General features: G+C 34.4%; 24 protein-coding genes and 1 pseudogene. 12 read left to right on the top strand and 13 right to left on the bottom strand.

The features are described 5' to 3' along the window. The first annotated feature begins 413 nt into the window (after window positions 1-413). Window positions 414-887: a hypothetical protein gene (locus tag AC51AA_RS00195; RefSeq protein WP_500703727.1), complete on the top strand. Its 474-nt coding sequence runs from the start codon at window positions 414-416 to the stop codon at window positions 885-887. 10 nt (window positions 888-897) lie between these two features. On the opposite strand, the gene AC51AA_RS00190 is transcribed toward AC51AA_RS00195, so the two are convergent. Next, window positions 898-1,122: a helix-turn-helix domain-containing protein gene (locus AC51AA_RS00190; RefSeq protein ID WP_500703726.1), complete on the bottom strand. Its 225-nt coding sequence runs from the start codon at window positions 1,120-1,122 to the stop codon at window positions 898-900. A gap of 103 nt (window positions 1,123-1,225) precedes the next feature. Between AC51AA_RS00190 and AC51AA_RS00185 the strand changes: the two genes are divergently transcribed. After that, window positions 1,226-1,693, top strand: coding sequence for a hypothetical protein (locus AC51AA_RS00185; RefSeq protein ID WP_500703725.1), 468 nt, complete (start codon window positions 1,226-1,228; stop codon window positions 1,691-1,693). Between the two features lie 42 nt (window positions 1,694-1,735). Beyond that, window positions 1,736-2,311, top strand: coding sequence for a hypothetical protein (locus AC51AA_RS00180; protein ID WP_500703724.1), 576 nt, complete (start codon window positions 1,736-1,738; stop codon window positions 2,309-2,311). A gap of 117 nt (window positions 2,312-2,428) precedes the next feature. On the opposite strand, the gene AC51AA_RS00175 is transcribed toward AC51AA_RS00180, so the two are convergent. After that, complete coding sequence (locus AC51AA_RS00175) at window positions 2,429-3,193, bottom strand: TIGR02757 family protein (RefSeq protein WP_500705661.1); 765 nt, start codon at window positions 3,191-3,193, stop codon at window positions 2,429-2,431. Between the two features lie 87 nt (window positions 3,194-3,280). On the opposite strand from AC51AA_RS00175, the pseudogene AC51AA_RS00170 reads away from it, so the two are divergent. Both AC51AA_RS00170 and AC51AA_RS00165 read left to right on the top strand, forming a co-directional pair. Then, window positions 3,281-3,547 (top strand): annotated as a pseudogene (locus AC51AA_RS00170) (DUF2400 family protein); the annotation flags it as partial. Window positions 3,548-3,726: 179 nt separating this feature from the next. Continuing rightward, window positions 3,727-5,085, top strand: coding sequence for a DEAD/DEAH box helicase (locus tag AC51AA_RS00165; RefSeq protein ID WP_500703723.1), 1,359 nt, complete (start codon window positions 3,727-3,729; stop codon window positions 5,083-5,085). Between the two features lie 83 nt (window positions 5,086-5,168). Here AC51AA_RS00165 and AC51AA_RS00160 read toward each other — a convergent pair whose 3' ends face one another. Further along, on the bottom strand, window positions 5,169-6,281 hold the full coding sequence (locus AC51AA_RS00160; protein ID WP_500703722.1) for a lactonase family protein: 1,113 nt from the start codon (window positions 6,279-6,281) through the stop codon (window positions 5,169-5,171). Window positions 6,282-6,558: 277 nt separating this feature from the next. On the opposite strand from AC51AA_RS00160, the gene AC51AA_RS00155 reads away from it, so the two are divergent. The 4 genes from AC51AA_RS00155 (at window position 6,559) to AC51AA_RS00140 (ending at window position 11,034) form a co-directional block, all read left to right on the top strand. Beyond that, window positions 6,559-8,487, top strand: coding sequence for a BatA domain-containing protein (locus AC51AA_RS00155; protein ID WP_500703721.1), 1,929 nt, complete (start codon window positions 6,559-6,561; stop codon window positions 8,485-8,487). 217 nt (window positions 8,488-8,704) lie between these two features. Beyond that, window positions 8,705-9,961 (top strand): dihydroorotase, encoded by a 1,257-nt coding sequence (locus tag AC51AA_RS00150; RefSeq protein ID WP_500703720.1) that lies wholly within the window; start codon window positions 8,705-8,707, stop codon window positions 9,959-9,961. 5 nt (window positions 9,962-9,966) lie between these two features. Continuing rightward, window positions 9,967-10,293, top strand: a complete 327-nt coding sequence (locus tag AC51AA_RS00145; protein WP_500703719.1) for a hypothetical protein — start codon at window positions 9,967-9,969, stop codon at window positions 10,291-10,293. A gap of 96 nt (window positions 10,294-10,389) precedes the next feature. Next, entirely contained in the window at window positions 10,390-11,034 is a 645-nt protein-coding gene (locus AC51AA_RS00140) for an alpha/beta hydrolase (RefSeq protein ID WP_500705660.1), read from the top strand. Between the two features lie 53 nt (window positions 11,035-11,087). Here AC51AA_RS00140 and AC51AA_RS00135 read toward each other — a convergent pair whose 3' ends face one another. From AC51AA_RS00135 to AC51AA_RS00125, 3 genes are read right to left on the bottom strand one after another with little or no spacing between them, the layout of a single operon-like run. Next, on the bottom strand, window positions 11,088-11,519 hold the full coding sequence (locus AC51AA_RS00135) for a hypothetical protein (protein WP_500703718.1): 432 nt from the start codon (window positions 11,517-11,519) through the stop codon (window positions 11,088-11,090). A 47-nt stretch (window positions 11,520-11,566) separates the two neighbouring features. Beyond that, a complete protein-coding gene (locus AC51AA_RS00130; protein ID WP_500703717.1) occupies window positions 11,567-12,070 on the bottom strand; it encodes a hypothetical protein in 504 nt (167 codons plus the stop codon). A gap of 13 nt (window positions 12,071-12,083) precedes the next feature. Then, window positions 12,084-12,848, bottom strand: coding sequence for an MBL fold metallo-hydrolase (locus tag AC51AA_RS00125; RefSeq protein WP_500703716.1), 765 nt, complete (start codon window positions 12,846-12,848; stop codon window positions 12,084-12,086). Between the two features lie 91 nt (window positions 12,849-12,939). Here AC51AA_RS00125 and AC51AA_RS00120 point away from each other — a divergent pair, with 91 nt between their 5' ends. Then, window positions 12,940-14,400 carry a TonB-dependent receptor gene (locus tag AC51AA_RS00120; protein WP_500703715.1) on the top strand — a complete coding sequence of 487 codons (1,461 nt, stop codon included), beginning with the start codon at window positions 12,940-12,942 and terminating at the stop codon, window positions 14,398-14,400. Between the two features lie 110 nt (window positions 14,401-14,510). On the opposite strand, the gene bcp is transcribed toward AC51AA_RS00120, so the two are convergent. Then, window positions 14,511-14,963 (bottom strand): thioredoxin-dependent thiol peroxidase, encoded by a 453-nt coding sequence (gene bcp, locus AC51AA_RS00115; protein ID WP_500703714.1) that lies wholly within the window; start codon window positions 14,961-14,963, stop codon window positions 14,511-14,513. A gap of 208 nt (window positions 14,964-15,171) precedes the next feature. Here bcp and AC51AA_RS00110 point away from each other — a divergent pair, with 208 nt between their 5' ends. Further along, on the top strand, window positions 15,172-15,828 hold the full coding sequence (locus AC51AA_RS00110; RefSeq protein ID WP_500703713.1) for an endonuclease III domain-containing protein: 657 nt from the start codon (window positions 15,172-15,174) through the stop codon (window positions 15,826-15,828). A gap of 21 nt (window positions 15,829-15,849) precedes the next feature. Here the strand turns inward: AC51AA_RS00110 and AC51AA_RS00105 are convergent, their stop codons facing one another. Beyond that, entirely contained in the window at window positions 15,850-16,911 is a 1,062-nt protein-coding gene (locus AC51AA_RS00105; protein WP_500703712.1) for a tetratricopeptide repeat protein, read from the bottom strand. 757 nt (window positions 16,912-17,668) lie between these two features. Then, window positions 17,669-18,253, bottom strand: a complete 585-nt coding sequence (locus AC51AA_RS00100) for an RNA polymerase sigma factor (protein ID WP_500703711.1) — start codon at window positions 18,251-18,253, stop codon at window positions 17,669-17,671. 586 nt (window positions 18,254-18,839) lie between these two features. Here AC51AA_RS00100 and uvrA point away from each other — a divergent pair. Beyond that, entirely contained in the window at window positions 18,840-21,635 is a 2,796-nt protein-coding gene (gene uvrA, locus AC51AA_RS00095; RefSeq protein ID WP_500703710.1) for an excinuclease ABC subunit UvrA, read from the top strand. A 72-nt stretch (window positions 21,636-21,707) separates the two neighbouring features. Here the strand turns inward: uvrA and AC51AA_RS00090 are convergent, their stop codons facing one another. The 4 genes from AC51AA_RS00090 to AC51AA_RS00075 form a co-directional block, all read right to left on the bottom strand. Further along, complete coding sequence (locus AC51AA_RS00090; protein ID WP_500703709.1) at window positions 21,708-22,010, bottom strand: hypothetical protein; 303 nt, start codon at window positions 22,008-22,010, stop codon at window positions 21,708-21,710. A 229-nt stretch (window positions 22,011-22,239) separates the two neighbouring features. Next, window positions 22,240-23,895: a mechanosensitive ion channel family protein gene (locus AC51AA_RS00085; protein ID WP_500703708.1), complete on the bottom strand. Its 1,656-nt coding sequence runs from the start codon at window positions 23,893-23,895 to the stop codon at window positions 22,240-22,242. A gap of 95 nt (window positions 23,896-23,990) precedes the next feature. Beyond that, on the bottom strand, window positions 23,991-25,460 hold the full coding sequence (locus AC51AA_RS00080) for a lipopolysaccharide biosynthesis protein (RefSeq protein ID WP_500703707.1): 1,470 nt from the start codon (window positions 25,458-25,460) through the stop codon (window positions 23,991-23,993). Window positions 25,461-25,498: 38 nt separating this feature from the next. Then, the gene (locus AC51AA_RS00075) at window positions 25,499-26,788 is read right to left on the bottom strand and encodes a glycosyltransferase family 4 protein (protein WP_500703706.1); all 1,290 of its coding nucleotides are present in this window, start codon (window positions 26,786-26,788) and stop codon (window positions 25,499-25,501) included. Window positions 26,789-26,824 lie beyond the last annotated feature (36 nt).

Raw genomic sequence — 26,824 nt, 5'->3', positions numbered from 1 at the left:
AAACGAAAAATCAATACGAACTCCGTAAACCTTTAGAATACTTCCTCTAGGTATGTATTCGTACTAAATATAATAAAGATGAGTCTAAATTAAATTCATTTATGTTAATTACTAATTTTAGAAAAAAGAAAAGTCCTTCAATACTCTCTTCAAAATAACTCTACTAAAAGTATGATTCTCCAGAGAATCCATGACTCCACTTTTTCAACGAGTATTTAAAAAGTGTACACCAACGATTAGGTGTGCGAAAATATTTTTATTTTTTATATCTAAATTTTGAGAAATTAATTTTTTCCAGAATTTTCCAAAATTCAAGAAAAAGAATCCAAAATCAAAAATATTTTTTGGATTTTTTTTGACTTAAAAAAAATGGCTTATCAACTTTTCTTAGATATTTATAATCAAAGAGAAACATGGAACAAAATGAATTAATCACAATACCACCAAGTGTATTAGACCAACTTAAAAAGAACATTGATAAGTATATTTTAAAAGACAAAAAACCTGAAGGATTTGAAGAGGCTCTTAGGTATGTTGCACTTGAAAAAGCAACAAAATCACAATTAGCAAAACTTAATTCATTTTCAAATAATCATTCGTTATCTAATGATGAAGACAAAGAAAAAATTGAGATTTTAGATAAAATGATAGTGTTTGCAAAGAACTGGACAAAACATGAAAACACGAAAAAGGAATTTTCTAATAAAATAAGAGCAAATACAGACCATCCAACTGGAGCATCTACAAAAAAACAATCTGGGCGAGAAGTTGATAGACTTAAACCTAGTCTTTCATCAGTAAAGCCATACACCACATCACAGATTAATGATTCTGCTCTGATAAGTGAATGTTCTCGAATTATTATGATTATGAAAAAAATAGATTAAGTATTGAATATTAAAGATTCAACTCTGAAAGTAATTCCGACATTTTAATTTCTAGTGCATTACAGATTTTTAAAAAGATTTTAATTGAAAAGTTTTGCCTTCCTTTTAAAATCCTCCTAATACTAGTTTCATCTATATCACATGCATCAGCAAATTCTAAATTAGTTTTGAATTTAGCTTTTGCTCTTACATTTATATTCTGACCTAGTTTTATTAAAAATTCTTCTGACATCATTCAAAAGTCGAATAATGACACTTTAAATCATCGGCATATTTGCCGATTTGAGTATTTAGTATTAAATTTGCCAGAATTTTAAATCAAACTAAAAACCAAAAAAATGAAAAAAAATCTATTCTTTCTTCTTTTCCTAGCTATTGGACTGACCAGCTGTGAGAAAGCCATTGAATCACCAGAACAAGTAAAGGACTTCATTCAAGGAAAATGGCATGATGAAATTGTTAGTCGAGGTGGTTTGATAACATATTACAGATTTGAGATAACCAATACAGAAATAAGATGCTGGAAATCAAACCTTATCTTGTCTGATAATGGACGTTCATCAGATAACATAACTAGCGATTGGACTGAACAGACTCCTGTTCCTTTATCAATTGGAAGTGTCCAAATGCAAGCGGGAAGTTCAAGTAAATATGATAAAACAATCAGAACACTGGGAAATTGCAGTTACGGAACATATACGTTTGAATATAGCGAAGGTTTAGGAAACATGCTAGTTTTTAAGGACATTACTACTAGTGAAAATGATTTTCATACTGGTAAGCTGGACAGAGGTTGGGAATATTGATAAAACATTTTAACTCTTAATATCAAATTTAAAGAAACTTTTATGAAAAAAATTTTATCGCTGTTATTAGTCAGCTTTCTTTTTGTCAATTGCTCAAATTCTGATGACTCTAATGATGATACCAACAACTCCGAAAAAATATCCGCAATAAATTTCACAATAAACCAAATCGAGTACGAACAAAACTACTTGATGTCTGAAGTAAATTGGATAAAAAACGATGATACAACAATTAGTACCAATGAGTTTGAAATAACTGCATCTCCAAAAGTAAAAGGAAAAACTTCTGATATATTAGAAATATTTAGTTTGACAATCAGGACAACTGATAATGTCTTAGTTGTAAATAAAACATACAATTTGTACACAAAAAACACCTATTATTTTTTACCTCTGAATGACTCCTCACTTTGTTATAAAGAAGTAGGTCTTTGGGATACAGATGAAACATCAGGAACAATAAAAATCACTAGTTTTAATGGAAAAACCTTAAAAGGGGAATTCAATATTAGTAACTTAACCAATGATAATGGTTTTCCATTAGGTTACTGTGACGGTACTAAAATAGTAGAAAAAAGATTCAATATCACCACAGGGACATTTACGGCTATTCCGTAATAATATCATTTCTTCTTATTAACTAAAAGCTACTCCGTTATTGAAGTGGCTTTTTTTGTTAGATTTAGATTGCGAACTAAATAAAAAAAGCTACCGTATTAAAAAGTAATTTAAATATTAAAATCCTTCAAATATACCTAAGCCAAACAAAGCAAAATCATATTTCACAGGGTCTAGAGGGTCAAGTAATCTTAAATTAGTATCTAATTCCAGTAACGCTTTTCCATCATTTTGTTTTCTTTCTAGAAGCCCTAATTTACGTGCTACATTTCCCGAATGTACATCTAGAGGACAAGATAATTTTGAAGGAGAAATACTTTTCCAAATACCTAAATCTACTCCTGAATTATCGTTTCTTACAAACCACCTTAGGCACATATTAATTCGTTTTGCAACTGAACCTTTGTAAGGGTCAGCAACGTGTTTTCTTGTTCTGCTTAAATGGGGAATTTCAAAGAAAACTTTATTAAGAGCATGAATTGCTGGTTGAAGAGAATCCTCCGTTTGATGTTTTAAAAAAACAGATTCTAAACCGTTATGATTGCTATAGATGTTGTGCAAAGCTTTAATAAAATATTTAAAATCATCTGAATTAAAAGTCCTGTGAACAAAGCCCTCTAATCTTTCCAATTGAGAGTCATCGTGATTCATAACAAAATCATAAGGCGAATTACCTAATATATCCATCATACGATGTCCATTTTTAGTAATCATTTTTCTGTTACCCCATGCAATAGTTGAAGCAAGGAATCCAGCAATCTCTATATCTTCTTTTAATGAATAACGATGAGCTACGCTAATTGGGTCAGGTTCAATAAAGTCAATTGTATTATACTGAAGTACTTTTGAATCAAGGAAATCTTTCAACTCATTTTCAGGGATGACCATGTTTTATTGGTTTTAAGGCTTTATATTTACGCAAATATAGTTATTTATCATTTCAAAAAACATACTACCTTAATTACCCTTGTCTACATGTACCTGCGTTGGATGGTCCGTCAGGACACAAAAGGAGTTGATTTAGGAATTTGGAAAACCATTTCACCAGCTGCTCTATCTTGCCCACTCGATGTCCATTCGGGTAATGTAGCCCGAAAATTAGGCTTGCTGAGCCGGAAACAAAACGACGCCAAAGCCTTAGCTGAATTAGATGGAAAATTAAGAGAAATGGATCCTCAAGATCCTGTAAAGTATGATTTTGCCCTTTTCGGACTGGGTGTTTTTGAAGGTTTTTAAGCTTCAATTGGGTACCATTAGGCCGATCAAAGATTTTCTTAAATCTTGACATTTGTTCAGTCAAACCCAGCTAAAAAGCAGCGCTTTTCCCCTAGACCAAGCCTGCCCTATACGATCAAAATACAAATACAACGAAAAAACCATGAATTTAACGTACATTTGCACAAAATTTAATGCAAATGAGCACTTTCGAAAAATTCAATCTTCCAAAATCAGTACAAAAAGCAATCGACGAATTAGGCTTTGTTACGCCTACTCCTATTCAGGAAAAATCTTTTGCCGTGATTATGTCTGGTCGAGATATGATGGGAATTGCCCAAACGGGTACTGGTAAAACTTTTGCCTACCTATTACCTCTTTTAAAATTATACAAATTTACCCCAACCAATACCCCAAAAATTGTTATACTGGTTCCTACTCGTGAATTAGTCGTTCAAGTGGTAGAAGAAGTAGAAAAACTAACCAAATACATGTCGGTTAGTACTCTTGGTATTTTTGGTGGAGTAAACATCAATACACAAAAAAAGGCAGTTTACGAAGGTGTAGACATTCTAGTAGGAACACCTGGTAGAACAATGGATTTGGCTTTAGATGCTGTGATCCGTTTTGATGAAACTCAAAAATTAGTCATTGATGAGTTTGATGAAATGCTAAACTTAGGTTTCCGTACGCAATTAACAGCGCTTTTGGCGATGATGAAAACCAAACGTCAAAACATTTTATTTTCGGCTACTATGACCGATGAAGTGGATGCGGTTTTAAATGACTTTTTTGATTTTCCAGAAGAAGTTACCCTTGCAGCCTCAGGAACACCCTTAGAAAACATTGAGCAAATCACCTACAATGTTCCTAACTTTAATACCAAAGTAAACTTACTGAAACACTTATTAGAAAACAACGAGGACATGAGTCGTGTGCTGGTTTTTGTTAATAACAAAAAGATCTCAGATATGCTTCATACCCGTATCGAAGAAGATTTTGAAGGTCAATTTGGTGTTATTCACTCGAATAAATCTCAAAATTACCGTTTGAGTACGATGGCTGAATTTCAAGAAGGAAATCTTCGTGGTTTGATTACGACCGATATTATGGCCAGAGGTTTAGATATTTCGAACATCACCCATGTTATCAACTTTGAACTTCCTGAACTTCCTGAATTGTATATGCACCGTATTGGACGTACTGGTCGTGCAGATGCTACTGGAACTGCTATAAGCTTCATCACTCCTCGTGAAGAAGAATTTAAAGTAGAAGTAGAAGTATTGATGAATCAAGAACTAGAGATAGCTGAATTCCCAGAAGAAGTGGAAATCTCAACGAAATTGATTGAACCTGAAAAAGACAAACAACCGATTAAGTTTTTAATGAAAAAACAAAAACTTTCTGGAGATGGTGCTTTTCATGAAAAAGATAAAAAGAATAAAAAAGTCAATTTAGGAGGACCCTCTGTAACGAAAAAGAAAACTCACGGATCTGTCAATCGAAACATGTTAAAAACGAGAGACAAGAAAAGAAAAGATAAAAACAAAAACAAATAGGAGTTAAAATCCTAAAACGTAAAAATCCAAATTCCAATTATAAAACTGGAATTTGGATTTTTTTTTTGCTTCTTTTAGAAACCTTATATTTTAGTAAAAAGTAAGCCTACCGGCGAACACAATTCTACTTTTTTTCCAGTATCAACAAGTTTTCCTGTGGTTTTATCTCTTTTAAAAATTACGATATCATTGGTGTATTGATGCCCTACTAGAAGGTAGTTCCCCGTTGGATCAATTGCAAAATCCCTAGGTCCTTTACCCAAAGTACTTATTTGCTCCACTTGAGTGATACGCCCTTCTTTTCCGATTTTAAAAACCGCTATAGTGTTCGCATCGCCACGATCGGACACATATAAAAAGTTTCCATCAGGAGAAATTTTTATCGCTGCTGAACCCGTCGCTCCTACAAAATCTTTAGGAAGGATACTCGTTTCCGCTATCACTTTTAAGCTTCCGTTTTTATCAAAACTAAAAGTGGTCAAAGTAGCATCTAATTCCTGAATTAGGTATACAAATTTACCATCTTTACTAAAAGTCAAATGCCTTGGTCCACTTCCCAATTTAACCGCAACAGCTTCTTTAAGTGTTAATACTTCGTTTTTAGAATTCGGATTGTATCGGTACACAAACACTTTATCCAAACCTAAATCGTTCGACAAAACAAACTTTTTATCTGGGGAAAAAGCAACCATATGAACGTGGGCCTTTTCCTGACGTGCCACATTAGGTCCCTTTCCTTCATGCTGAATTAGCTGTTGAGCTTCAGAAATACTACCGTCTGTTTTTTTCTTAAAAACCGCTATATTTCCCCCAGAATAATTGGCTATAATGACATTTTTATCGTCATTGATTAAATGACAAGGATCCGCTCCCAAAGCCTTATTTTTATTTAAAAAATGAAGCTTTCCGCTTACCGCATCATACCCAAACGCACTCACTGCACTTTGATCTGCATTTTCGTTCACCGCATAAACAAATTTATTATCAACTGAAACGGATAAGTAACTTGGACTTACTACATTTTCTGAGGAAGCCTTTAATTTTAAATCAGCTGTCTTAGCATCGAATTCGTATACATAAATCCCATCGCTTTTGCAGGTATTGGTATAGGTCCCCACTAATAAATTAAATTTACTTTGAGCTTGTAATGCACTAAAAGCTAAAGTGGAAAAAAAAGCTATATATAATCTTCTCATATTTTCTTTATTTGTATTTATAATGCGCTAAAATAAACAATATTATCTTCCACAAGCCCTTGTTTCAAGACAAATGCTTCCCTAAAAGTTAAATTTCAAATTTTACTTTATCCCCCCTATTAAGTACTATAAGTGCTACGGTTACATTTATTTATTTTTCAAAGGACAATTTCCCTCTAATCTCTTAAATTACTACTCTTGGTTTTCACTAAAAATTTGTATTTTTGACCAGTACCTTCACGAAAAACAAAACGTAGTGAAGTAAATCAAAGCCAGAATGCATTTTAAACAGCCCGAAATTTTATACTTTCTGTTCTTATTGATTGTGCCAATTTTGGTTCATTTGTTTCAATTACGTCGTTTTAAATCCTCCTATTTTACAAATGTTCGTTTCTTAAAAGAACTAGTCGTTCAGACTCGAAAAAGTTCAAAAATCAAAAAAAGATTACTATTAGCCACGCGCTTACTTTTACTGAGTTGTATCATACTTGCCTTCGCGCAACCTTATTTTGAAGCCAAAGACAGCAAAAATGCAGCAAACGAAATGTACATCATCTTGGACAATTCCTTCAGTATGCAAGCCAAAGGCAAAAAAGGAGAATTACTAAAACGTGCCGTTCAAGAATTACTTGAAAACACTCCTGAGAACACCACCTTTTCTTTATTAACCAATACTGAAAACTACTGGAATACCGATATTAAATCTTCTAGAGCTGCTTTACAAAACATAAACTATAGCGCTACTCCCTTTGAACTCTCTGCTATTATGGCTAAAATAAAAGCACATCAATCGGCTCATAAAAAGGATATTGTCATTATTACGGACGCCGTTGGTTTAGCCCAAAAGGACATCCTAAACCTAGATACTGATGAAAAGCCCTATTTTATCATACCGGAAGCCGAACAAAAAAACAATATTGCGATAGACAGTGTTTTTATCCACCAAACTTTAGAAAATTTTTACGAAATCAGCGTTACATTATCTGCTTATGGAGCAGATTTCAAACCCGTTTCTATGGCCTTATACAATCAGAACAAACTGATTGCCAAAACCATTATTACTTTTGATGCCCCAAAAAAGAGTATCAACTTTACCATTCCAAAAGAGGCTTTTCAAGGTTATGTGGCTATTGAGGATAATGGATTACCCTACGACAATACGCTTTATTTCAGTATTTCAAAAGCCAAGAAAACCAACGTCATAAGTATTGGAGCAGCCGAAAAAAGCAACTTTTTAACTCGAATTTATACTCCAACTGAATTCAATTACACCAATTATCCCCTTGGCAGTCTAGACTACAATACACTAGAAAACCAAAATACCATCATTTTAAATGAGTTAGAAGATGTTCCACAGGCTTTACAAACTACATTAAAATCCTTTGTCTTAAAAGGGGGAAACCTAGTGATCATTCCTTCTGCGAAAGTCGCTCTTGCAAACCTGAATTCATTTTTACGCACCTTTGGCAGTATTGAATTTAAAAATCTGGAAAACAAAAGCAAGTTAATTACCAAAATCAACTTCGACCATCCTTTATTTTCAGGTGTTTTTGAGAACAAAATCACGAATTTTCAATATCCAAAAACGGCTCTTTCTTATGCGATATCTAGTCCCTATCCAGCGGTTTTATCGTATGAAGACCAAAGTGTTTTTATCACTATGATTCAAAATCCGATTTCGGCAGTAAGTCTTTTTGCCGCACCTATCAATACAGTCAATTCAAACTTTCAGCAGTCTCCTCTAATTGTACCACTTTTTTACAAAATGGCACAAAACAATCAAAAAACAGGGGTAAATGCACTCACCATTGGCGACAATCAACCTTATCTTGTAGAAGTATTGCTATCTAAAGATGCTATTTTAGAAGTAAAGGGAAACGAGGATTCCTTCATTCCCATGCAACAACTATTGAGCAATAAAGTCAAATTAATGTTTGGTAATTTCCCTGATACAGCTGGAAATTACGCCATTTACGAGAAAAAAGAATCCATTGAAAACCTGAGTTTCAATTACAAACGAAGTGAAAGTGATTTGAGTCAAGTCAACAGCAATCTTGTTTCCGATTTTAAAACGGCAGACACCATTTCTACTATTTTTAACAGCTTACAAACAGAGCGAACAGACAGTCAAATTTGGAAATGGTTTGTTATCTTTGCACTGTTATTTTTAGCATTAGAAATGGCGATCATCAAATTCGTGAAATAAAAATCAGTTTTTTTGAGCCAAGAAATACCGTAGGCTTCGCAGCCTAAATAAAAACAGCAAAAAATCAAATACGAAAACTAAAGTGTTTCAGAATCTGAAATTCAATTAGCGAAGTAAAAAGCAAATGAGCAGCTGTTTTTAGATTTAGCGGAGACTAAACAAAGCGATAGGTTCGGTTTAAAATTACGATTTCAATTTAAAATAAATTTATCTACATATGAGAATAATCATCAGAGACGCCAAAATTATTGATTCAACGAGTCCGTTTCACCATCAGACTGTTGATCTTTTAATTTCAGATGGTTTAATAGAAAAAATAGGAACTTCGCTTCCTAAAATTGATGATGCAACCGAGGTGAAATTTGATCATTTACATCTTTCTCAAGGTTGGTTTGACAGTAGTGTTTCCTTTGGAGAGCCTGGTTATGAAGACAGAGAAACCATTGCAAATGGACTCTTTGTTGCTGCAAAGAGCGGCTTTACTGCTATTGCCTTACAACCGAACTCCTTCCCTATTATCGACAACCAATCACAAGTAAATTTTGTTAAAAACAAAGCCAATGGTTTTGCTACAGCACTCTTCCCTATTGGAGCTTTAACAAAAGCCAGTGAAGGAAAAGACATGGCCGAATTGTTTGACATGAAAAATACTGGAGCTGTCGCTTTTGGTGATTACAACAAAAGCATAGACAACGCCAATTTGCTAAAAATAGCCCTGCAATATGTACAGGATTTTGATGGTTTAGTTATCGCTTATGCACAAGACACAAACATCAAAGGAAATGGAGTCGTAAACGAAGGTATTGTTTCTACTGGCTTAGGTTTAAAAGGTATTCCGAATTTAGCCGAGGAGTTACAAATTGCTAGAAACTTGTTCTTACTTGAATATACTGGAGGAAAATTACATATTCCAACGGTTTCTACAGCCAAAACTGTGGCCTTAATCAAAGAAGCCAAAGCAAAAGGTTTACAAGTAAGTTGTAGTGTTGCTGTACATCATTTGGTCCTTACCGATGAAAAATTAGAAGGTTTTGATACGCGCTATAAAGTAACACCTCCCTTAAGAAACGAAGCCGACAGAACAGCTCTTGTCAATGCTGTTTTAGACGGAACCATTGATATGATTACTTCAGACCACAACCCAATAGATATTGAATTCAAAAAAATGGAATTTGATACCGCAAAAAACGGAACTATTGGTCTTGAAAGTGTTTTTGGAGCCTTATTAACCGTTTTACCTCTAGAGACTATAATTAACAAATTAACTTTAGGGAAAACGCTCTTCGGCATTGAAAGCAATAGCATCGTTGAAGGCGCCAAAGCGAATTTAACCCTTTTCACTCCTGAAGGACAATCCACTTTCACCAAAGCGAACATTCTTTCTAAATCTAAAAATTCTGCTTTCTTAGGCGCGACAATCAAAGGTACAGTCTACGGAATCGTAAATCAAAATCAACTCGTTATCTCAAAATAATTTAAATGAACAATTCAATCGAAGAAGGAAAATCAATCGCCATTACCAGTTACATTTTAATTATTGGTGTTTTGATTGCCATGTCTATGAACTCTGAAAACAAGAACAAATTTGCTTCATTTCATATTCGTCAAGCCTTAGGTCTATCCCTAACTTTTATTTCCTTTGGTGCTATTATAAGTAACTTTGACACCTTTATGATCACTTTCCCTATGTGGATCTGCATCACTATACTGTGGACTTATGGTATCTTTAGCGCTATTCAAGGACAAACAAGACCTATTCCTTTAGTGGGAGAACTTTTTCAAAAATGGTTTAAAAATATCGGTTAAAAATTCCGATTTTTCAAAATAGCAAATCCCTTTAGCGCTTATCAAAGGCCAAAAGTAAGACAAGCAACAATACCCAAAAATATGAATACAACACAAATGACGCTATCTTTAGAATATAAAATACAAGAGCCCAAAGTGATCCTGGATAAAAATCCTGTTTTAGTTTTATTACATGGATATGGTAGCAACGAAGCCGATTTGTTTTCGTTTGCCACTGAACTTCCTGACCACTATTACATTATTTCAGCCAGGGCGCCTTATGACTTGCAATATGGAGCTTATGCTTGGTACGCCATCAATTTTGATGCCGATCAAAATAAATTTTCGGACAACGAGCAAGCCAAAACTTCACGCGATGCCATTGCTTCTTTTATAGATGAATTAGTAGTAAACTACCCAATTGATGCCGACAACGTCACGTTGATTGGCTTTAGTCAAGGGTCAATTTTGAGTTATTCTGTTGCCCTTTCTTATCCTGAAAAAGTACAGCGAGTAGTGGCTATGAGTGGTTATTTCAACGATGAAATCATGAAGGATGGCTATGAAAATAACGACTTCAAAAACCTGAAAATTTTTGCTTCACACGGTACTGTAGATCAAGTTATACCAGTTGAATGGGCTAGAAAAACACCTGCAATTTTAGAAAACCTAAACATTCCAGTTGTCTATAAGGAATACCCTGTTGGACACGGTGTAGCGCCGCAGAACTTCTTTGATTTTAAAAATTGGTTAGAACAATAATTTATATATATCCAGTTGCGGTTTTTCAACTAAACCGCAACGGAATATAAATGCTATTGCCCTGTATAGATGATATTCTCTCCCTTTTTAAGCACATAGCCTTTCCAGGGAATTAGGCGATAATCATCCTTAATCCAAGGTTCTCCTTCGGATTTTCGTTGCAGTATAATCGATTCTTTTTGGGTATCTAAAAAAAGTTCGGCCTTATTGCCATTAAAAATAACATAGGCCGCTGTAGTATAGTCCTCCCCGTCTTTGACAGCTGTTAACTTTGTGCCCACTTCAAAAATACGCACACATTCTTTCTTGAGTACAGACCATGTATAACCAGCAGAAGCTTTACAACCATGCGTATCCTCATCTCCTCCCACCACAATTGCAGGTTCTGATTCTTGTTGTTTTGGCACTTCAGGCTCTTTGTTTACTTTTTTAGCACAGGAAAAGGAAAGACCAATTATCATCGAAAATAAAAATACTTTTTTCATCTGTTCTCTTATTATGTTACAAAAAACACCCAAGGGCTATACCTTATCTATTTTTGATACAGCAGCGATTGATTCACTTCAAAAGAAATCGTCTCATCTGGGTTCACAAAATACTTCAGCAATACCTCTCCCCAAAGCTCACCATTGCTATAGTCCGCAATAATCCATCTGTGGTTTAAGATTTTCACTTTATTGATTACAAATTTATTGGGACCAATTTTATCCTGACCAGTGTAGGGATTCCCATTTGGATTCGAATTAAGATCCAATAATTTTTCTGTGACTACAGGAATCAATTTTTCATATTGAATCATTTTGCCACCTGAGGCGCTATTATCAAAATAGTTTTGTGCATTTTCATTATTTGCCAAAGAGAAATAATCCGCCTCGGTTAATTTTGTTTTGACCAAACTAATACTATCTCTAAGCTTCTTAGTGGTTTTAACATATCTTTCTTGCTCAAATTTAACTTCCCTACTATAAAACATATAAGTAAAAACATTCATTAATATCGCTAGGATAAAAAGGTAAAGCATTAAGGTTTTTTTCATTTTTGAGCTATAATTAAATTGTAATTTCTAAATTATCGTAGGCCAGAAAAACATTTTCAGGAAGTTGTTTCTGCACTTCTTCATGAAAACCTAAGACGTGGCTAATATGCGTTAAATACGCTACTTTAGGTTGAACCAAATTTATAAAATCCAGCGCTTCCTGCAAATTAAAATGAGTATCATGAGGCTCTATACGCAACGCATTCACCACCAAAACTTTCAGTCCCTTTAATTTCTCGATTTCAGCTTCCTCTACCGTTTTAACATCGGTCAAATAAGCAAAATCATCAATGCGATACCCAAAAACCTGCAAATCTCCGTGCATGACATTGACCGGAATGGCCTTTTTATTGCCTACTGCAAAAGGTTCATTATTGATTACTTCAATCGTTTTAACACTTGGAGCTCCAGGATATTTGTTTACCGTTTCAAAAACATAGTCAAAACGACGTTTTAAATTAGCAATGACACGTTGATGTGCATAAACAGGAATTTCACCCTGTCTAAAATTAAACGGACGAATATCGTCTAAACCAGCTGTATGATCAGCATGTTCGTGTGTAAACAAAATAGCGTCAACATGTCTACAGCCGCAAGAAAGCATCTGCTGCCTAAAATCAGGCCCACAATCCACCACATATGAATACTCATCCCAAGTAATCCAAATGGCCACACGTAGCCTTTTGTCCTTAGCATCAGTGCTTTTACAAACGGGATGATCGACCCCAATAATTGGGATACCTTGAGAAGTACCAGTACCTAAAAAATAAACCTTCAATTGAACTTAATTTTTTTTACAAAAATAGGATTATTTCTCTTTCATTAGAAGCCTTATTTGCTAACTTTGTAACAAATCTATTTAAAATAAAATGGGTACAGAAATAAAACTCAAAGGTGACAAGGTCATCGAACAGATTCCTTCTATAAAAGACAAAGCGCTACGCATTAATTTAAACGAGAATATTTACGGAACATTTGCTGAAATAGGTGCTGGACAAGAAACCGTTAGGCATTTTTTCAGATCCGGAGGTTCATCGGGAACAATTGCAAAAGCCATGTCTGCCTATGATAAAGATTTTAGTGACGCCGTTTATGGCGTTGAAAGAGATGGTCGCTATGTAACAGAAGAGCGTTTAAAAAAAATGTTAACCCTTGAAGGGCAAATCATTGAAGAACGTTTAAGCAGAGAAAAACATCCAACTAAACTCTTCTTTAGTTATGCCAATACCGTGGCCACTATAGATTTCGCAAAACAATTTAAAGGACATGGTTGGGTTGGAATTCGATACCAAATTGAACCTGACGAGGCGTATAACGAAATCATTCTGCACATTCGTTTTAAAGAAACTGATGCCAGACTACAACAAGAAACATTAGGTATCTTAGGTGTAAACTTAATTTACGGAGCTTTTTACAAGTACAACGACCCAAAACGATTACTTCGTTATCTATACGACCACTTAGATAAAGACCAACTCGAAATTGACACCATTAACTTCTCAGGACCTCGTTTTGCAGATGTTGATAATCGTTTAATGAGTTTGCAATTGGTTAAAAACGGAATGACAGACGCCGTAATGTTTAACCCTGAAGGGAAAAACATATTACCGGCAGCAATTTTATACAAAAAGAACTTATTAGCCTTAAGAGGAAGTTTTCGTCCGGTTACGAAAGTAAATATGGACATGTACGAGAAATCCCTTAAGATGTTCCTAGAAGAAAATAAAGTAGAAAAAGACAATACATTGGTCGTTTTTGAAATTACACTTTCTAATTTACGTTCTGATGGTGAAATTGATGAGCGCGATTTTATGGACAGAGCTGAATTGCTTTGTTCTTTAGGCCAAACCGTTATGATCTCGAACTTTCAGGAATATTATAAAGTAGTAGAATATTTTGCTAATTATACCAAAGCCCGTATGGGATTGGCAATGGGAGTCAACAACTTAGTGGACATTTTTGATGAGAAATACTACCGTCATTTAAGTGGAGGAATTCTAGAGGCATTTGGAAAATTATTCTACAGAGACATGAAAGTTTTCTTATATCCAATGTTAGATGATCAAGGAGTCCTAATGAACTCAAACAACTTGAAAGTTCATCCTAGAATGAAAGAATTATACAAATTCTTCAAATTCAATGGAAAAGTAGTAGACATCGCAGATTACGACCCGAATAACTTGGAAGTATTCTCTCGTGAGGTCCTGAAAATGATCAATCAAGGACAATCTGGTTGGGAACATATGCTTCCTGCTGGTATTGCAGAAATTATAAAAGAACACCACCTTTTTGGGTATCATCCTCATAAAGAACTCGAAAAAAACACCTAGTAACCATACGATTTAAAAAAGCTCCAAAAAGAAAAATTTCTTTTTGGAGCTTTTTTTATTTGAGCCCAACAGCTCACTACCGCCGCCTAGTTATTTATCAAAGTTCAAAACTACTTCAAAATCTGCGCGGCGTGCTCCTTCGTTTTTACTTTTTCAATAACCTCTTCTATGATTCCTTTTTCATCAATGACAAAAGTGGTTCGATGAATACCATCGTATTCTCTTCCCATAAATTTCTTAGGCCCCCAAACACCAAACGCTTGGATCACTGATTTATCTTCATCTGCTAATAAAGGAAAAGGAAATTCATATTTATCCTTAAATTTAGCCTGTGCTTTTTGACTATCAGCACTTACACCCAACAATTCATAATTATTAGCTTTAAAACGCTCGAAATTATCTCTCAAATCACAAGCTTCAGCCGTACAACCCGGCGTACTGGCTTTTGGATAAAAGAAAACCACTAGTTTTTTTCCTGCGTAATCCGCCAATTGATGCGTTTTTCCGTCTTGATCCACACCTGAGAAATTCGGCGCTTGATCTCCTTTTTGTAACGTTGTCATGTATCTGTTTTTTATATTGTTGATCTTAGTTTTGTTTCCTATCTCTTCCCAGAGAGAATCCTTTTAGATTCGTCTTCTTAGCCCTACCACCAGAGAATCCATTTTAAGTATTACCAAATAATCCTAGGAACATAAGGACATAAAGCTAATGCTTAGATTAGGCACATCGTCAAAATTATGCTATTTTTACGGAATTAAAAATACGGAAATGAATAAAGAAGCACGCGTAGAATTTGTTATAAATACGTTAAAAGAACTCTACCCTACTATACCAATACCACTAGATCATAAGGATCCGTACACCTTATTGATTGCGGTTTTACTTTCAGCCCAATGCACCGATGTGCGCGTGAACCAGATTACGCCCTTACTTTTTGCAAAAGCCGATAATCCGTATGATATGATCAAAATGTCGGTAGAAGAAATCAAAGAAATCATTCGCCCTTGCGGTTTATCACCTATGAAATCTAAAGGTATTCATGGTTTATCTCATATCTTAATTGACAAACACGACGGTAAAGTTCCTCAGAGTTTTGAAGCCCTTGAAGAATTACCTGCCGTTGGACATAAAACTGCCAGCGTGGTCATGTCACAAGCCTTTGGTGTCCCTGCTTTTCCAGTAGATACCCATATCCATCGACTGATGTATCGATGGAATCTTTCCAATGGCAAAAATGTAACACAGACTGAAAAAGATGCTAAACGATTATTCCCCAGAGCAATATGGAATGATTTACATCTTCAGATTATTTGGTACGGACGAGAATATTCCCCAGCAAGAGGTTGGAGTCTGGATAACGATATTATTACCCGAACAGTGGGTAAAAAATCAGTAATTGAAGAAGCTACTAAAAAGAAAATCTAGTAGCTTCAATCTGTTTTTTTTTTAGATGCCTTTTAAGGCATTGTATTCATTTGTCATCCCCAGCGATCTATAAATCCCTAAGAGAGACTTAAAAGCACTTTCATTATTGGGATCAATAAGCAATGCCTTTTTAAGAAACGGAATGGCACTTTTGACCACTTCGTCTTTTTGTATACTCAGTTTTTCATATTGCTGCATATCCTTCGGACTGTTTCCTAACTCAGCCATCTGATCCACTAATCCTTTTTTTAATTGCATTTTAATATAAGCCAGATTGACACAGCAGTCCATACATTTTGAATTGATTTGCAAGCCCTCCTCAAAATATTTTCCAGCCTTAGTATAATCATTTGACTCTAAATAAGAAAAAGCCAAGGAAACCAAAATTTCTTCTTTTTTAGAAGGTGGAAACACATTTCTAGGTTTTTCATAAAACCCCTCATCAATGCTAGACTCTCTGGCGCTCATGGAAATAAAGGACTCTTCTGCTTTTGTTTTTTTATTGGTCGCGTAAAAAATAACCCCTTTTCCGGTATACTTTATTTTTTTAAGTTCTTCGTAATAGACAATTGCTGTACTATAATCTTTAGCAGTTAAGGATGAAGTAGCGGCATTGAGCAAATTCAACGTATCTTTTTTATCGAATAAATAGACTTCATAACTCTTAGCTGCGCTTTCTTTAAACTTCCCTATTTTAAAATCATTATAGGCGCCATCCACTAACTTGGATTTCATATCTTTCAATGCCAAATTGGCTTTGAAGGCGTATTTATAAATACGAGAATCATTTTCATACAACAACACATCTTGATAAGCAGCACCTGCCAAGGCAAAATTATTAACAGCATCTATATTAGCAATAGCTAGATCCTTGTACACATTCCCTTTTAGATAAAAGAAATCAGACTTTATCTCGCTAGGGGCATTAATAATAAGATATTCGATTTTTTTTAAAATAGTCAGTGACTCTTGAAATTTCCCTTTTTGATAGTAAGATTGGGCATCTTTTATTTCGTCTTTTTGCGCAATTGCACTAGTAGTCATCAATAATAGCCAGGCTATTATCTTGAGGTTCTTTTTCATTTTTTGGTAGGTTTGGTTGTTAAATGGCTTTTTCGGGACTGAGGTATTAAGCATAAATGGCCAAGCTAAAAATTACATTCTCGCTTAATACCACCGCACGGCAACATCACTCTTTATCTTAATCATCTTTGGGAGACTTAAGACACATTACAAACAGAAAGTAATTTTTTCTTCATTAACTAGTTCGTTAGTTGGGTTAAACAAAGGGCTTCTATTGCTAAATAATGATAGATTTAAAATACATACATATCTAAAAAATCCTACATTTACTTAAACAAAACACTATTTTTTAACCAAAATAAAACTAAATATTGAATAAATAAACAAAAAACAACAAAATATGAGAATATAATAACAAAATCCTCGAAAGTAAAAGCACCCACTCAGTATCCCTATTTAAAATAAATAAAACTAATCGTACAATACCATAAGGCATCCCATAAATAAAAAGAGCACAAAAAAAAACTCACTATTTGTATTTCCATACAAATAGTGAGCTCTCTACCAAAACGACCATTTGGTTTTCTTTCTAATCAAACATCCGATAAAACTACCGACTTGTTTAATTCGCCACAATTTCAAAATTTTTATTATCAATTTTCACAATTGTTAGCGCTTGTGAATAACTTAATAAAAAAGAAATAACTTCTTTCTTAGGTTTTAAGTTCTGACAAGCTAATGCCTTTTTAGAGTAAATTTTCGCCATACTATGAAAAATGATTTATTATAGTATAACGAGCTATTAATCAAAATAGTATTAATCAGTCAAAACAATTTGATGTTTATCAATAATTTTTCTCAAATTCATCAATGCATAACGCATTCTTCCCAATGCTGTATTGATGCTAACATCGGTTAGTTCTGAGATTTCTTTAAAACTCATGTCTTGATACATACGCATAACTAAGACTTCTTTTTGATCATCAGGAAGCTCTTGAATTAACTTTTTTAAGTCGATTTCGATTTGATCCACTATCATTCTATTTTCAATAGTTAATGATTCGTCGGACATAATAGAAAAAATCGAAAACTCTTCGGTTTCTCTATACATCGGCATTTTTTTACTTTTACGGAAATGATCCACAATCAAATTATGAGAAATACGCATAACCCAAGGTAAAAACTTACCTTCTTCATTATAGGAATTACCCTTTAGGGTTTTGATTACCTTTATAAAAGTATCTTGAAAAATATCATTTGAAATATCTCTATCGGCAATCTTAGAATATATAAATCCATATATCTTAGACTCGTGTCTTCTAATTAGTATCGAAAGAGCAGTTTCGTTGCCTTCGATATAATTTTTTACCAATAGAGCGTCTGGAATATGCAGATCAGCCATAATAACTACTTTTTTAGTTTTAATATAAAATTTCGGGAATTTTTTCTAAAAAGTAATTTTATTGTATAGGCGTATCTTTTTGAGTTATGTTAATAAGTATGGACCAAATTTAACAAATAAATAGTTTAAAAAGCAAATTAAATGTGTAATAATTAACACTTAAAACTCAAATTTACTAAATAAAAGTTAAGATTTACTGCGAAAAGCCCCATAATGCTCAAAACAGCTTAATTTTTTCACAAAGAAAAAATACACGCAATCCCCTTATTATTAAATACTTAGATATAAAAATCTCTCTTTTTATTCTGATAAACAAAATAATTAAGCGTGTTTTTCGTTACTAGGGCAAAATCCTCTGGCTATTTACCCTTACCTCTACTCTAGTTTTCCAATCTAATGCCCTTTTTATTTTACCAAAATACCATTACCTAACTACTTTATTTCCCAATTTACAAGCTGTTTTTAAAAGGCTAAAAACAAGAGTACCAAACAAAATCACACTCGAAGAAGCTGTTAAAAATTGAAGCTAACTCCTTAACAAAACTCCAATCAAAATTGATTACTTTTGTAAAAACTGATTTTTTTTATGCAAATCGATCTTTCAACACTCGACCCTAAACACAATATTATAATTAAAGGAGCACAGGTCCACAATCTAAAAAATGTAGATGTGGCGATACCTCGAAATAAACTGGTGGTCATCACAGGGCTTTCAGGATCAGGTAAATCAAGCCTGGCCTTTGATACTTTATATGCGGAAGGACAACGTCGCTATGTGGAAAGTCTCTCCTCCTATGCACGTCAATTTTTGGGACGATTGGACAAACCTAAAGTAGAGTACATTAAAGGTATTGCCCCTGCTATTGCCATTGAGCAAAAAGTAAACACAACCAATGCACGCTCCACCGTTGGAACTTCAACTGAAATCTACGATTACGTCAAACTTTTGTTTGCCAGAATAGGTCGTACCTATTCTCCAATTTCGGGAATAGAAGTCAAAAAAAATACCGTTACCGATGTTGTTGCTGATGTAAAAAACTTAGCACTCGACAGCAAATGGTTATTGCTAGCTCCTATTCACCTAGAAGAAGGAAGACAACTAGAAGACAAATTAAAAGTTCTTTTACAGCAAGGTTTTGCTCGTATACTGGCGCAAAATGAAATGGTGCGTTTAGATGAATTCTCTCCTACAGACGTACATCAACTAGACAATAAAGATATTTTATTGATTATTGACCGTATAGTAGTTAAGGAAGAAGAAGAATTCTATAATCGTTTGGCCGATGCCGTACAAACGGCATTTTTTGAAGGAAAAGGCATATGTTATCTACAAGAATTAAATTCAGATAAAAGATTTACCTATTCGAATAATTTTGAACTTGACGGCATTACCTTCTTAGAACCCAACGTCCATTTATTTAGCTTTAATAATCCTTATGGTGCTTGTCCGGTCTGTGAAGGTTATGGAAACATTATTGGCATTGATGCTGATTTGGTGGTTCCCAACACTTCTTTATCTGTTTTTGAAAACGCCATTTATCCCTGGAGAGGGGAAAGCATGGGCTGGTACAAAGATGAATTTGTAAAACATGCCTATAAATTTGATTTCCCTATTCACAAGCCTTTCTTTGAATTAACAGAAGAGCAAAGGGATTTATTATGGAAAGGAAACCAATATTTTCAAGGTCTAAATGACTTCTTTAAAGAATTAGAAGAAAAAAATTATAAAATTCAAAATCGTGTCATGCTTTCGCGTTATCGCGGAAAAACAAAATGTCATGCCTGTCGTGGAAAACGCTTGCGCGAAGAAGCTTCATACGTAAAAATCAACGGTAAAACGGTTTCTGATCTAGTGGATCTACCGATTAAACATTTGGTGACATTTTTCAAAAACATCGATCTAGATGTATACGAGCAACAAATCGCCAAACGTTTGATGGTCGAAATCAACAATCGTCTGTCTTTCTTGACAGAGGTGGGCTTAGATTATCTTACACTTAATCGAAACTCCGCTACCCTCTCAGGAGGAGAATCACAACGTATTAATTTAGCCACTTCCCTAGGAAGTAGTTTAGTGGGCTCCATGTATATTTTGGATGAACCCAGCATTGGTTTACACCCTAAAGACTCGGAGCGTTTGATTAAAGTTTTGCTTTCCCTTCGTGATTTAGGCAATACCGTTATCGTAGTTGAACACGATGAAGACATTATGAAAGCGGCCGATATGATTATTGACATTGGTCCTGAGGCTGGAACTTTTGGTGGAAACTTAGTAGCACAAGGTACTTATGAGGAAATCTTAAAATCCGAATCCCTTACAGCCAAATACCTCAATGGAGATTTAGAAATTTCGGTTCCGAAAAAGAGACGAAAATTCAAAAATCACATCGATATAGTGGGCGCCCGAGAAAACAATCTAAAAAACATTGATGTGACCTTCCCTTTAGATGTTTTAACCGTAATTACCGGGGTTTCAGGAAGTGGAAAAAGTACTTTGATTAAGAAAATTTTATTTCCTGCTATGCAAAAAAAACTGGAGAATGCCGCTGAAAAAGCAGGTCAGTTCAGTGAAATAAAAGGTTCTTTTTCTCAAATAAAACATATCGAATATGTCGATCAGAATCCTATTGGTAGAAGTTCAAGATCTAATCCTGTTACCTACATCAAAGCCTATGATGATATTCGTGATGTGTATGCTAAAGAAAAATTATCTAAAATAAGAGGTTATCAGCCTAAACATTTTTCTTTTAACGTAGATGGCGGTCGCTGTGAAACTTGTAAAGGAGAAGGCTCTATAAACGTTGAAATGGTCTTTATGGCCGATGTTTCTCTACCTTGTGAAACCTGCAACGGAAAACGATTTAAAAAAGAAGTTTTAGAGATTACTTTTGACGATCACAACATCAACGATATTTTAACGATGACTATCGATGATGCTATTGCTTTTTTCGAAAAAAATAAGCAAACCAAAATCACGCAAAAACTACAACCTCTACAAGACGTTGGTTTGGGGTACGTACAATTAGGACAATCCTCATCCACACTTTCTGGAGGTGAAGCACAACGTATTAAACTAGCCTCCTTTTTAGTGAAGGGCGCCACTAAAGACAAAGCTTTATTTGTATTTGATGAGCCTACTACAGGATTGCATTTTCATGATATCAAGAAATTATTAGCTTCATTTGATGCCTTACTTGATAAGGGACATTCCATCATCGTAATCGAACACAATCTTGATCTTATAAAATGTGCCGATTGGATCATTGATTTAGGCCCGGAAGGTGGAGAAAATGGCGGTCATTTACTCGCAGTTGGAACTCCTGAAGATATTGTAAAGGTTAAAAAATCCATTACTGGAATTTATCTCAAAGACAAACTATAAGCCTTTCTAACGAATCCTATAGAATAAGCCATAAACGACATCCAAATCTAAGATGTTACTTTATGGCTTTCTTTATTCGGCTACTAGACATCTTTCCTCAAAAGGAAAACCGTCTTCATCAATGGCTACTAGTACTTTTTTTTGTTTGGAGGCTTCTAAAGTAAGATACAACCATGCAAACGACCACAAACCTAAGGTCAAGCAAAAAATGGTAAAATTTAAACCATGATTCACTACTTTTCCTCCTTTGGAAAGTACGGCGAAAAGCAATTCATCGTTTCGCTCCTCTAAGGTAAATCCGTTATGAATCTTATTGGATATCATATTGGAAAATGCTTGTAAACTTTGTTCTTGACTGAGTTGATTGTTCTTCATAATCGTAAATTAAAAAATAACTGGAATACCACTATACTAATTTTACATTTTCAGTAAAGCAATCTAATCGGAACAAACACTACCCTCCCTTTTGGCCTAAATGACCAACTATTTTCCACCCTATTCTTACAAGAGGATCTGGCTGTTTCACGATAAAATTATATTTTATAGCCCTAAATTCAAAATAAACCACTGTTAAAATTTCCCACAACAACGCTCAAGTGTGCTATTAACCATTGTTTTTCACATTAAAAGGCGGCACTTGATAGTCGTCTTTTAAATAATTACTCGGAATAGTTGTCATATTTCCGTCGCGTAACGCACTGTAATGAGGGGACATAATTTCAATTCCAGCCGAATTAAAGGCATCTTGAATATTTTGATGCAGCGAGGAATAAATTAAAGGTTGTTTTGTAGGTTCTTTCGTATATGCATTGATCTGATAGGATGCATAAAAATCTTCCAAGCTGGTTTGCAAAACAAATGGTGGTGGGTTTTGTTCCACCATGTCTGTTTTTAGAGCCGCTTCGATCAAGACTTTGTAAACATCCTTCCACGGTACATCATAACCAATGGTTACGGTACTATGAATTAATAAGCCGTTGGTTGGCTCTTGAGTATTGGCCGAGTAATTCGTTGACGTACTAGACAAAACAGTGGCATTGGGAATGGTAATACTTTCGAATTTTGAGGTTTGTACTCGGGTCACTAGCGCCGTTTTTTCAATAACAACCCCACTGACATCACCAATTTTAATAAAATCTCCCATTTTAAACGGGCGCATATACGTAATAACGAGACCGGCTACCATATTAGCAATAGCATTGGAAGAACCTAAAGAAAATAAAATCCCAACAAACACGGAAACACCTTTAAAAACAGCGGAGTCTGATCCTGGCAAATAAGGAAAAAGAACCACTACCATAAAAGCCAACATCAAAAATCGGACAATATTAAATGTAGGCATCGCCCAATCACTGTAAAAACCATCAATCTTAATGTTCTCCTTTTTTATTTCATCAAAAAAGAACTTAATCACTCTTATGGTGTACTTAAAAATTAAGAAAATCACCACTATAGTCACCAAACTAGGCAAAAAGCTGACAAAGCCCATCAGCGCTTTTTTTGCTGGTGAGAGAATCCAACTCAACAAAGTGGTGGTATAGGCTTCTGTCTGCGGAAAAATACTAAATAATAGAGGTAAGGAAAGATAGACGATTAACATTAAGGTAATCCCCTTTAAAAAGCTGAACAATCGCATCAATAAAAATTGCTGCTTTTGAGGAGAAAGGATACTGATATTATTATAGACGAAACCTTTAAAGTAGGTATCACTGTTCTTTAAGAGGTGTAATTTTACTCGGTTGAAAATTTTTCCAACAAAATACAAAACCAATCCAATAATCAAAATAAGCAATACCGTATACCCTATTCTTTTGGGTAGCAACGAATAATTTTCATTCTGATACAGAATCGCTCTTTTTATATAATTGAGATTTCTTTTGGCAATAAAAGCCTTTGTTTGATTTTCGGCTTTTCCATCAACATCTAAAATAGACATGATCACAAAATCATCTTTATACATGATATCCTCAGAAATATCAGAAGGAACAACATGAATGGAATCTTTCTCAAAAAAGGAATCTTCATAAAGCTTCCTAATCTTCTCTGTAATGGCTTTAGCCCTACTTGGAGCAGAAAAAGAACCCACTTTATTATAGACATAAAAAAGTGTATCTTTAAAAGGAGCTACGGGATAGCCTTTTACTTTTGCTACTACGGTAAGATCTGCTGTTACCTTTTGTTGATTCTCGTTTTGGGCTAGGGCAATTGGACTACATAAAACGATAAAGAGGACTAAAAAACAAGTAAATTTCTTTTTCATATTGTAACAGGACTAAATAGATTATCCTTTGAAACAAATATAAAAACAAAATAGATTCGAAATGATCTTAACGCAAATTTCTCAATAAAATCGTACTAAATTTTAATTCCTAATTTTCTAGCAAAATTGTTTATGACCTGATTAATATCTGATGAAATGGCAAATTTATAATTAAGATACACGTAGAGAATCGTTACTAAAATAGACTTCAACGTAATCCCTACTAATGGATATACTGGAAACTCCCAGAAATAAAACAATAAGAATAGCGCCGCTGTAACCCCTAGCGAATATAAATTTTGTATCGTAAAGGGATATAAATCCAGCTTCTTGACCACAAAAAGCAACTTAGCCAAACTATAGAATGTAATGGATAATAAGGTCGCAAACGCAGAACCCATAATACCAAAAAGCGGTATAAAAATCACATTTAAAACAAAGGTCAACACCACTAAGGCCAATCCTAAAAACAGTACAGTTCGGTAATATTTTGTATTAAAAATAATCGCATTGTTATTTCCTAAAATCAAATCAAAATACTTAGATAAACCAATCATAAAAACAACTGGAATACCACCACGGTATTCTTTAGGAACTATCTCATACAGCTGGTTGATGTTCACAAAAATGCACAACATCACAAACCCACCTACAATCTGAAGGTTGATGGACGTTTTTTTATACAAAACGTTCAATTCATCATGTTTGTTTTCGTGCATTAATTTGGCCGTAATCGGATACACAATTTGATGCATCGCACGACTCGGAACCGAAATCACTAATGCAATATAGGTAGCCACAGAGTAATACGCAATGTTCTCTATTTTCATATATTGATTCAACATCAATTTATCTCCATCTAAAAGCAAATTCGCTACACTTCCTGACAAAATAATGTAAAAGGTATATTCCATAACGCTTTTCACATTTTTAGGAATGCTAATCTGAAAATTTGGCCTTTTGATGTAGAAGGCATAAAACATCGTCACTATAAAGGCGATAAAATAAATTCCTGCCGTAAAGTATACAAAACCAATAAGACTGATCCAATTAAAATACAAACCTATCAAAGCGATCGTAGAAACCAAACGCAAACCAACCTCCTTGATAAAATTCCCAAAAACCGAATGCATATGAACTCTTGCCCAAGCATAGAAAATTTCAAAATAAGCCATACAAATCCCAATAAAGGGAATCAGGTACATAAACTCTCTAACAACGGGATTTTTCTTGGCGACAAAGGCCGTTATATCATCAAAGAAAAAGATCCCGATAATCCCTAAGGGAATACACATTAAGATCGGAAATAAAGCCGTAAAGGATAAAAAACGTTCTCTTTCTTCTTCCGTTTTATACTGAGAGTAAAACTTAACCAAAGTGTTTTGCATTCCAATGGCAAACAAAGGCATGATCACATTGGCAGCGGACAAAATATAGTTCGTTAAAGCGTAATAGGTTGCCCCTAGATAAATTGGATATAAATAAAGTGTATTGATCCCCCCAATGGCAAAGCCAATATAGGTTATAATTGTATTTTTGAACGATTGATTTAAGACAATACCCATTTTTGGATTTCTGAATTTAGATTTTAGTTTTTAGCAAGCTATGATTCCTTAATCAATTGTGCTAATTGTTTGGTGAGGCTTTTCCTTGAATATTGCTGTAAACCAACACCATTCGCTTGTAATTTCCCTTCCAGAAATTGATTATAAAAGTCCAAAATTACACTTTTTAACTTCGCTTTTTCAGAATAATCAAAAAATACTCCCGTATTGGTTTCTTTTATAATATCGGCAAAATCAGAACCTTGGGGGCCAATGGCGATGATCGGACGGTTGGACACCATATATTCAAACAACTTACCTGGAATAATACTTTTGGTATCTTCAGAATTGATCTCAATTAAGAGCAAAACTTGTGATTTTTTTTGATGAGCAATCGCCTCATGATGCGAAACATAACCTAACAAATTCAAATAATCTTGAAGCTTATACTCCGAAATAGCTTCCAAAACTTCTTGACTTACCGCACCAATTAACTTGATTTCTAAATGAGATTTAAAATCAGGGATCTCCTGTAATAATTCAACCAAACACTCCCACAGAAAAGGAGGATTTCTATCGGATAAAAACGAGCCTATATGGGCTAAAGTAAATTTAGTGTCTAGTGTTTGCTTGTCCACATTTTCAAGATCATAACCGTTGGTAATCACTGAAATGGGCTTATTGGTAATAAGCTCAAACTCTGCTTTGGTTGTTTTACTCGTTACGATAATGGTATCGGCTGTATTGAGCACTTGGTGCTCTAATCTTTTATGCTTTTTTGCGGCATAATTAGACAATCGCAAGGCTTTGTGATAGCCAATTGTAGTCCAAGGATCACGAAAATCAGCATACCATTTCACATTCAATTTTTCTTTTAAAGCTAAACCAATTAAATGCAAACTATGGGGAGGTCCCGAAGTAACTATAGTATCAATATTATTTTCTCTGATGTATTTTTCCAAATAAGACACGGAAGGCTTTACCCATAAAACACGAGCATCTGGAATAAATAGATTACCACGAATCCACAGAAATGCCTTATCTAAAAAAGTCTGCTTTTTCTTTTGAGGAAAAATCCCCGAACTGATTTTTTTTGTTTTATTCTTCGAAAAAATAGCCGCCAATTGATAAGGCTCCATTATTTTATTCTTCAGTACTATTACCTGATCTGAAATTTCACTCACCAAACCTTCATCCAGTATCGGATAGGTAGGATTTTCTGGAACATAGACTATGGGCTGAACGCCAAATTCGGGCAAATACTTTACAAATTTCAACCAACGTTGCACGCCTGGACCTCCAGCTGGTGGAAAATAATAGGTAATGATTAAGAGTTTTTTTGGTTCCAAGAATAATGGGTTTAATATTTTAAAACTGCGCCTAAA

It is taken from the genome of Flavobacterium sp. OHVDL-2026-0007 (assembly GCF_059882335.1).
The sequence above is the reverse complement of the archived record's forward strand: the minus strand, read 5'-3'. Positions and strand labels throughout refer to the sequence as shown.

Coding starts and splice junctions, on each gene's coding strand:
- AC51AA_RS00090 (WP_500703709.1), bottom strand. CDS start 22,010: ATGAAGAACAATCAACTCAGTCAAGAACAAAGTTTACAAGCATTTTCC.
- AC51AA_RS00140 (WP_500705660.1), top strand. CDS start 10,390: ATGACGCTATCTTTAGAATATAAAATACAAGAGCCCAAAGTGATCCTG.
- uvrA (WP_500703710.1), top strand. CDS start 18,840: ATGCAAATCGATCTTTCAACACTCGACCCTAAACACAATATTATAATT.
- AC51AA_RS00150 (WP_500703720.1), top strand. CDS start 8,705: ATGAGAATAATCATCAGAGACGCCAAAATTATTGATTCAACGAGTCCG.
- AC51AA_RS00110 (WP_500703713.1), top strand. CDS start 15,172: ATGAATAAAGAAGCACGCGTAGAATTTGTTATAAATACGTTAAAAGAA.
- AC51AA_RS00185 (WP_500703725.1), top strand. CDS start 1,226: ATGAAAAAAAATCTATTCTTTCTTCTTTTCCTAGCTATTGGACTGACC.
- AC51AA_RS00190 (WP_500703726.1), bottom strand. CDS start 1,122: ATGATGTCAGAAGAATTTTTAATAAAACTAGGTCAGAATATAAATGTA.
- AC51AA_RS00080 (WP_500703707.1), bottom strand. CDS start 25,460: ATGGGTATTGTCTTAAATCAATCGTTCAAAAATACAATTATAACCTAT.
- AC51AA_RS00135 (WP_500703718.1), bottom strand. CDS start 11,519: ATGAAAAAAGTATTTTTATTTTCGATGATAATTGGTCTTTCCTTTTCC.
- AC51AA_RS00180 (WP_500703724.1), top strand. CDS start 1,736: ATGAAAAAAATTTTATCGCTGTTATTAGTCAGCTTTCTTTTTGTCAAT.
- AC51AA_RS00195 (WP_500703727.1), top strand. CDS start 414: ATGGAACAAAATGAATTAATCACAATACCACCAAGTGTATTAGACCAA.
- AC51AA_RS00145 (WP_500703719.1), top strand. CDS start 9,967: ATGAACAATTCAATCGAAGAAGGAAAATCAATCGCCATTACCAGTTAC.
- AC51AA_RS00100 (WP_500703711.1), bottom strand. CDS start 18,253: ATGGCTGATCTGCATATTCCAGACGCTCTATTGGTAAAAAATTATATC.
- AC51AA_RS00120 (WP_500703715.1), top strand. CDS start 12,940: ATGGGTACAGAAATAAAACTCAAAGGTGACAAGGTCATCGAACAGATT.
- AC51AA_RS00160 (WP_500703722.1), bottom strand. CDS start 6,281: ATGAGAAGATTATATATAGCTTTTTTTTCCACTTTAGCTTTTAGTGCA.
- AC51AA_RS00155 (WP_500703721.1), top strand. CDS start 6,559: ATGCATTTTAAACAGCCCGAAATTTTATACTTTCTGTTCTTATTGATT.
- bcp (WP_500703714.1), bottom strand. CDS start 14,963: ATGACAACGTTACAAAAAGGAGATCAAGCGCCGAATTTCTCAGGTGTG.
- AC51AA_RS00130 (WP_500703717.1), bottom strand. CDS start 12,070: ATGAAAAAAACCTTAATGCTTTACCTTTTTATCCTAGCGATATTAATG.
- AC51AA_RS00105 (WP_500703712.1), bottom strand. CDS start 16,911: ATGAAAAAGAACCTCAAGATAATAGCCTGGCTATTATTGATGACTACT.
- AC51AA_RS00085 (WP_500703708.1), bottom strand. CDS start 23,895: ATGAAAAAGAAATTTACTTGTTTTTTAGTCCTCTTTATCGTTTTATGT.
- AC51AA_RS00165 (WP_500703723.1), top strand. CDS start 3,727: ATGAGCACTTTCGAAAAATTCAATCTTCCAAAATCAGTACAAAAAGCA.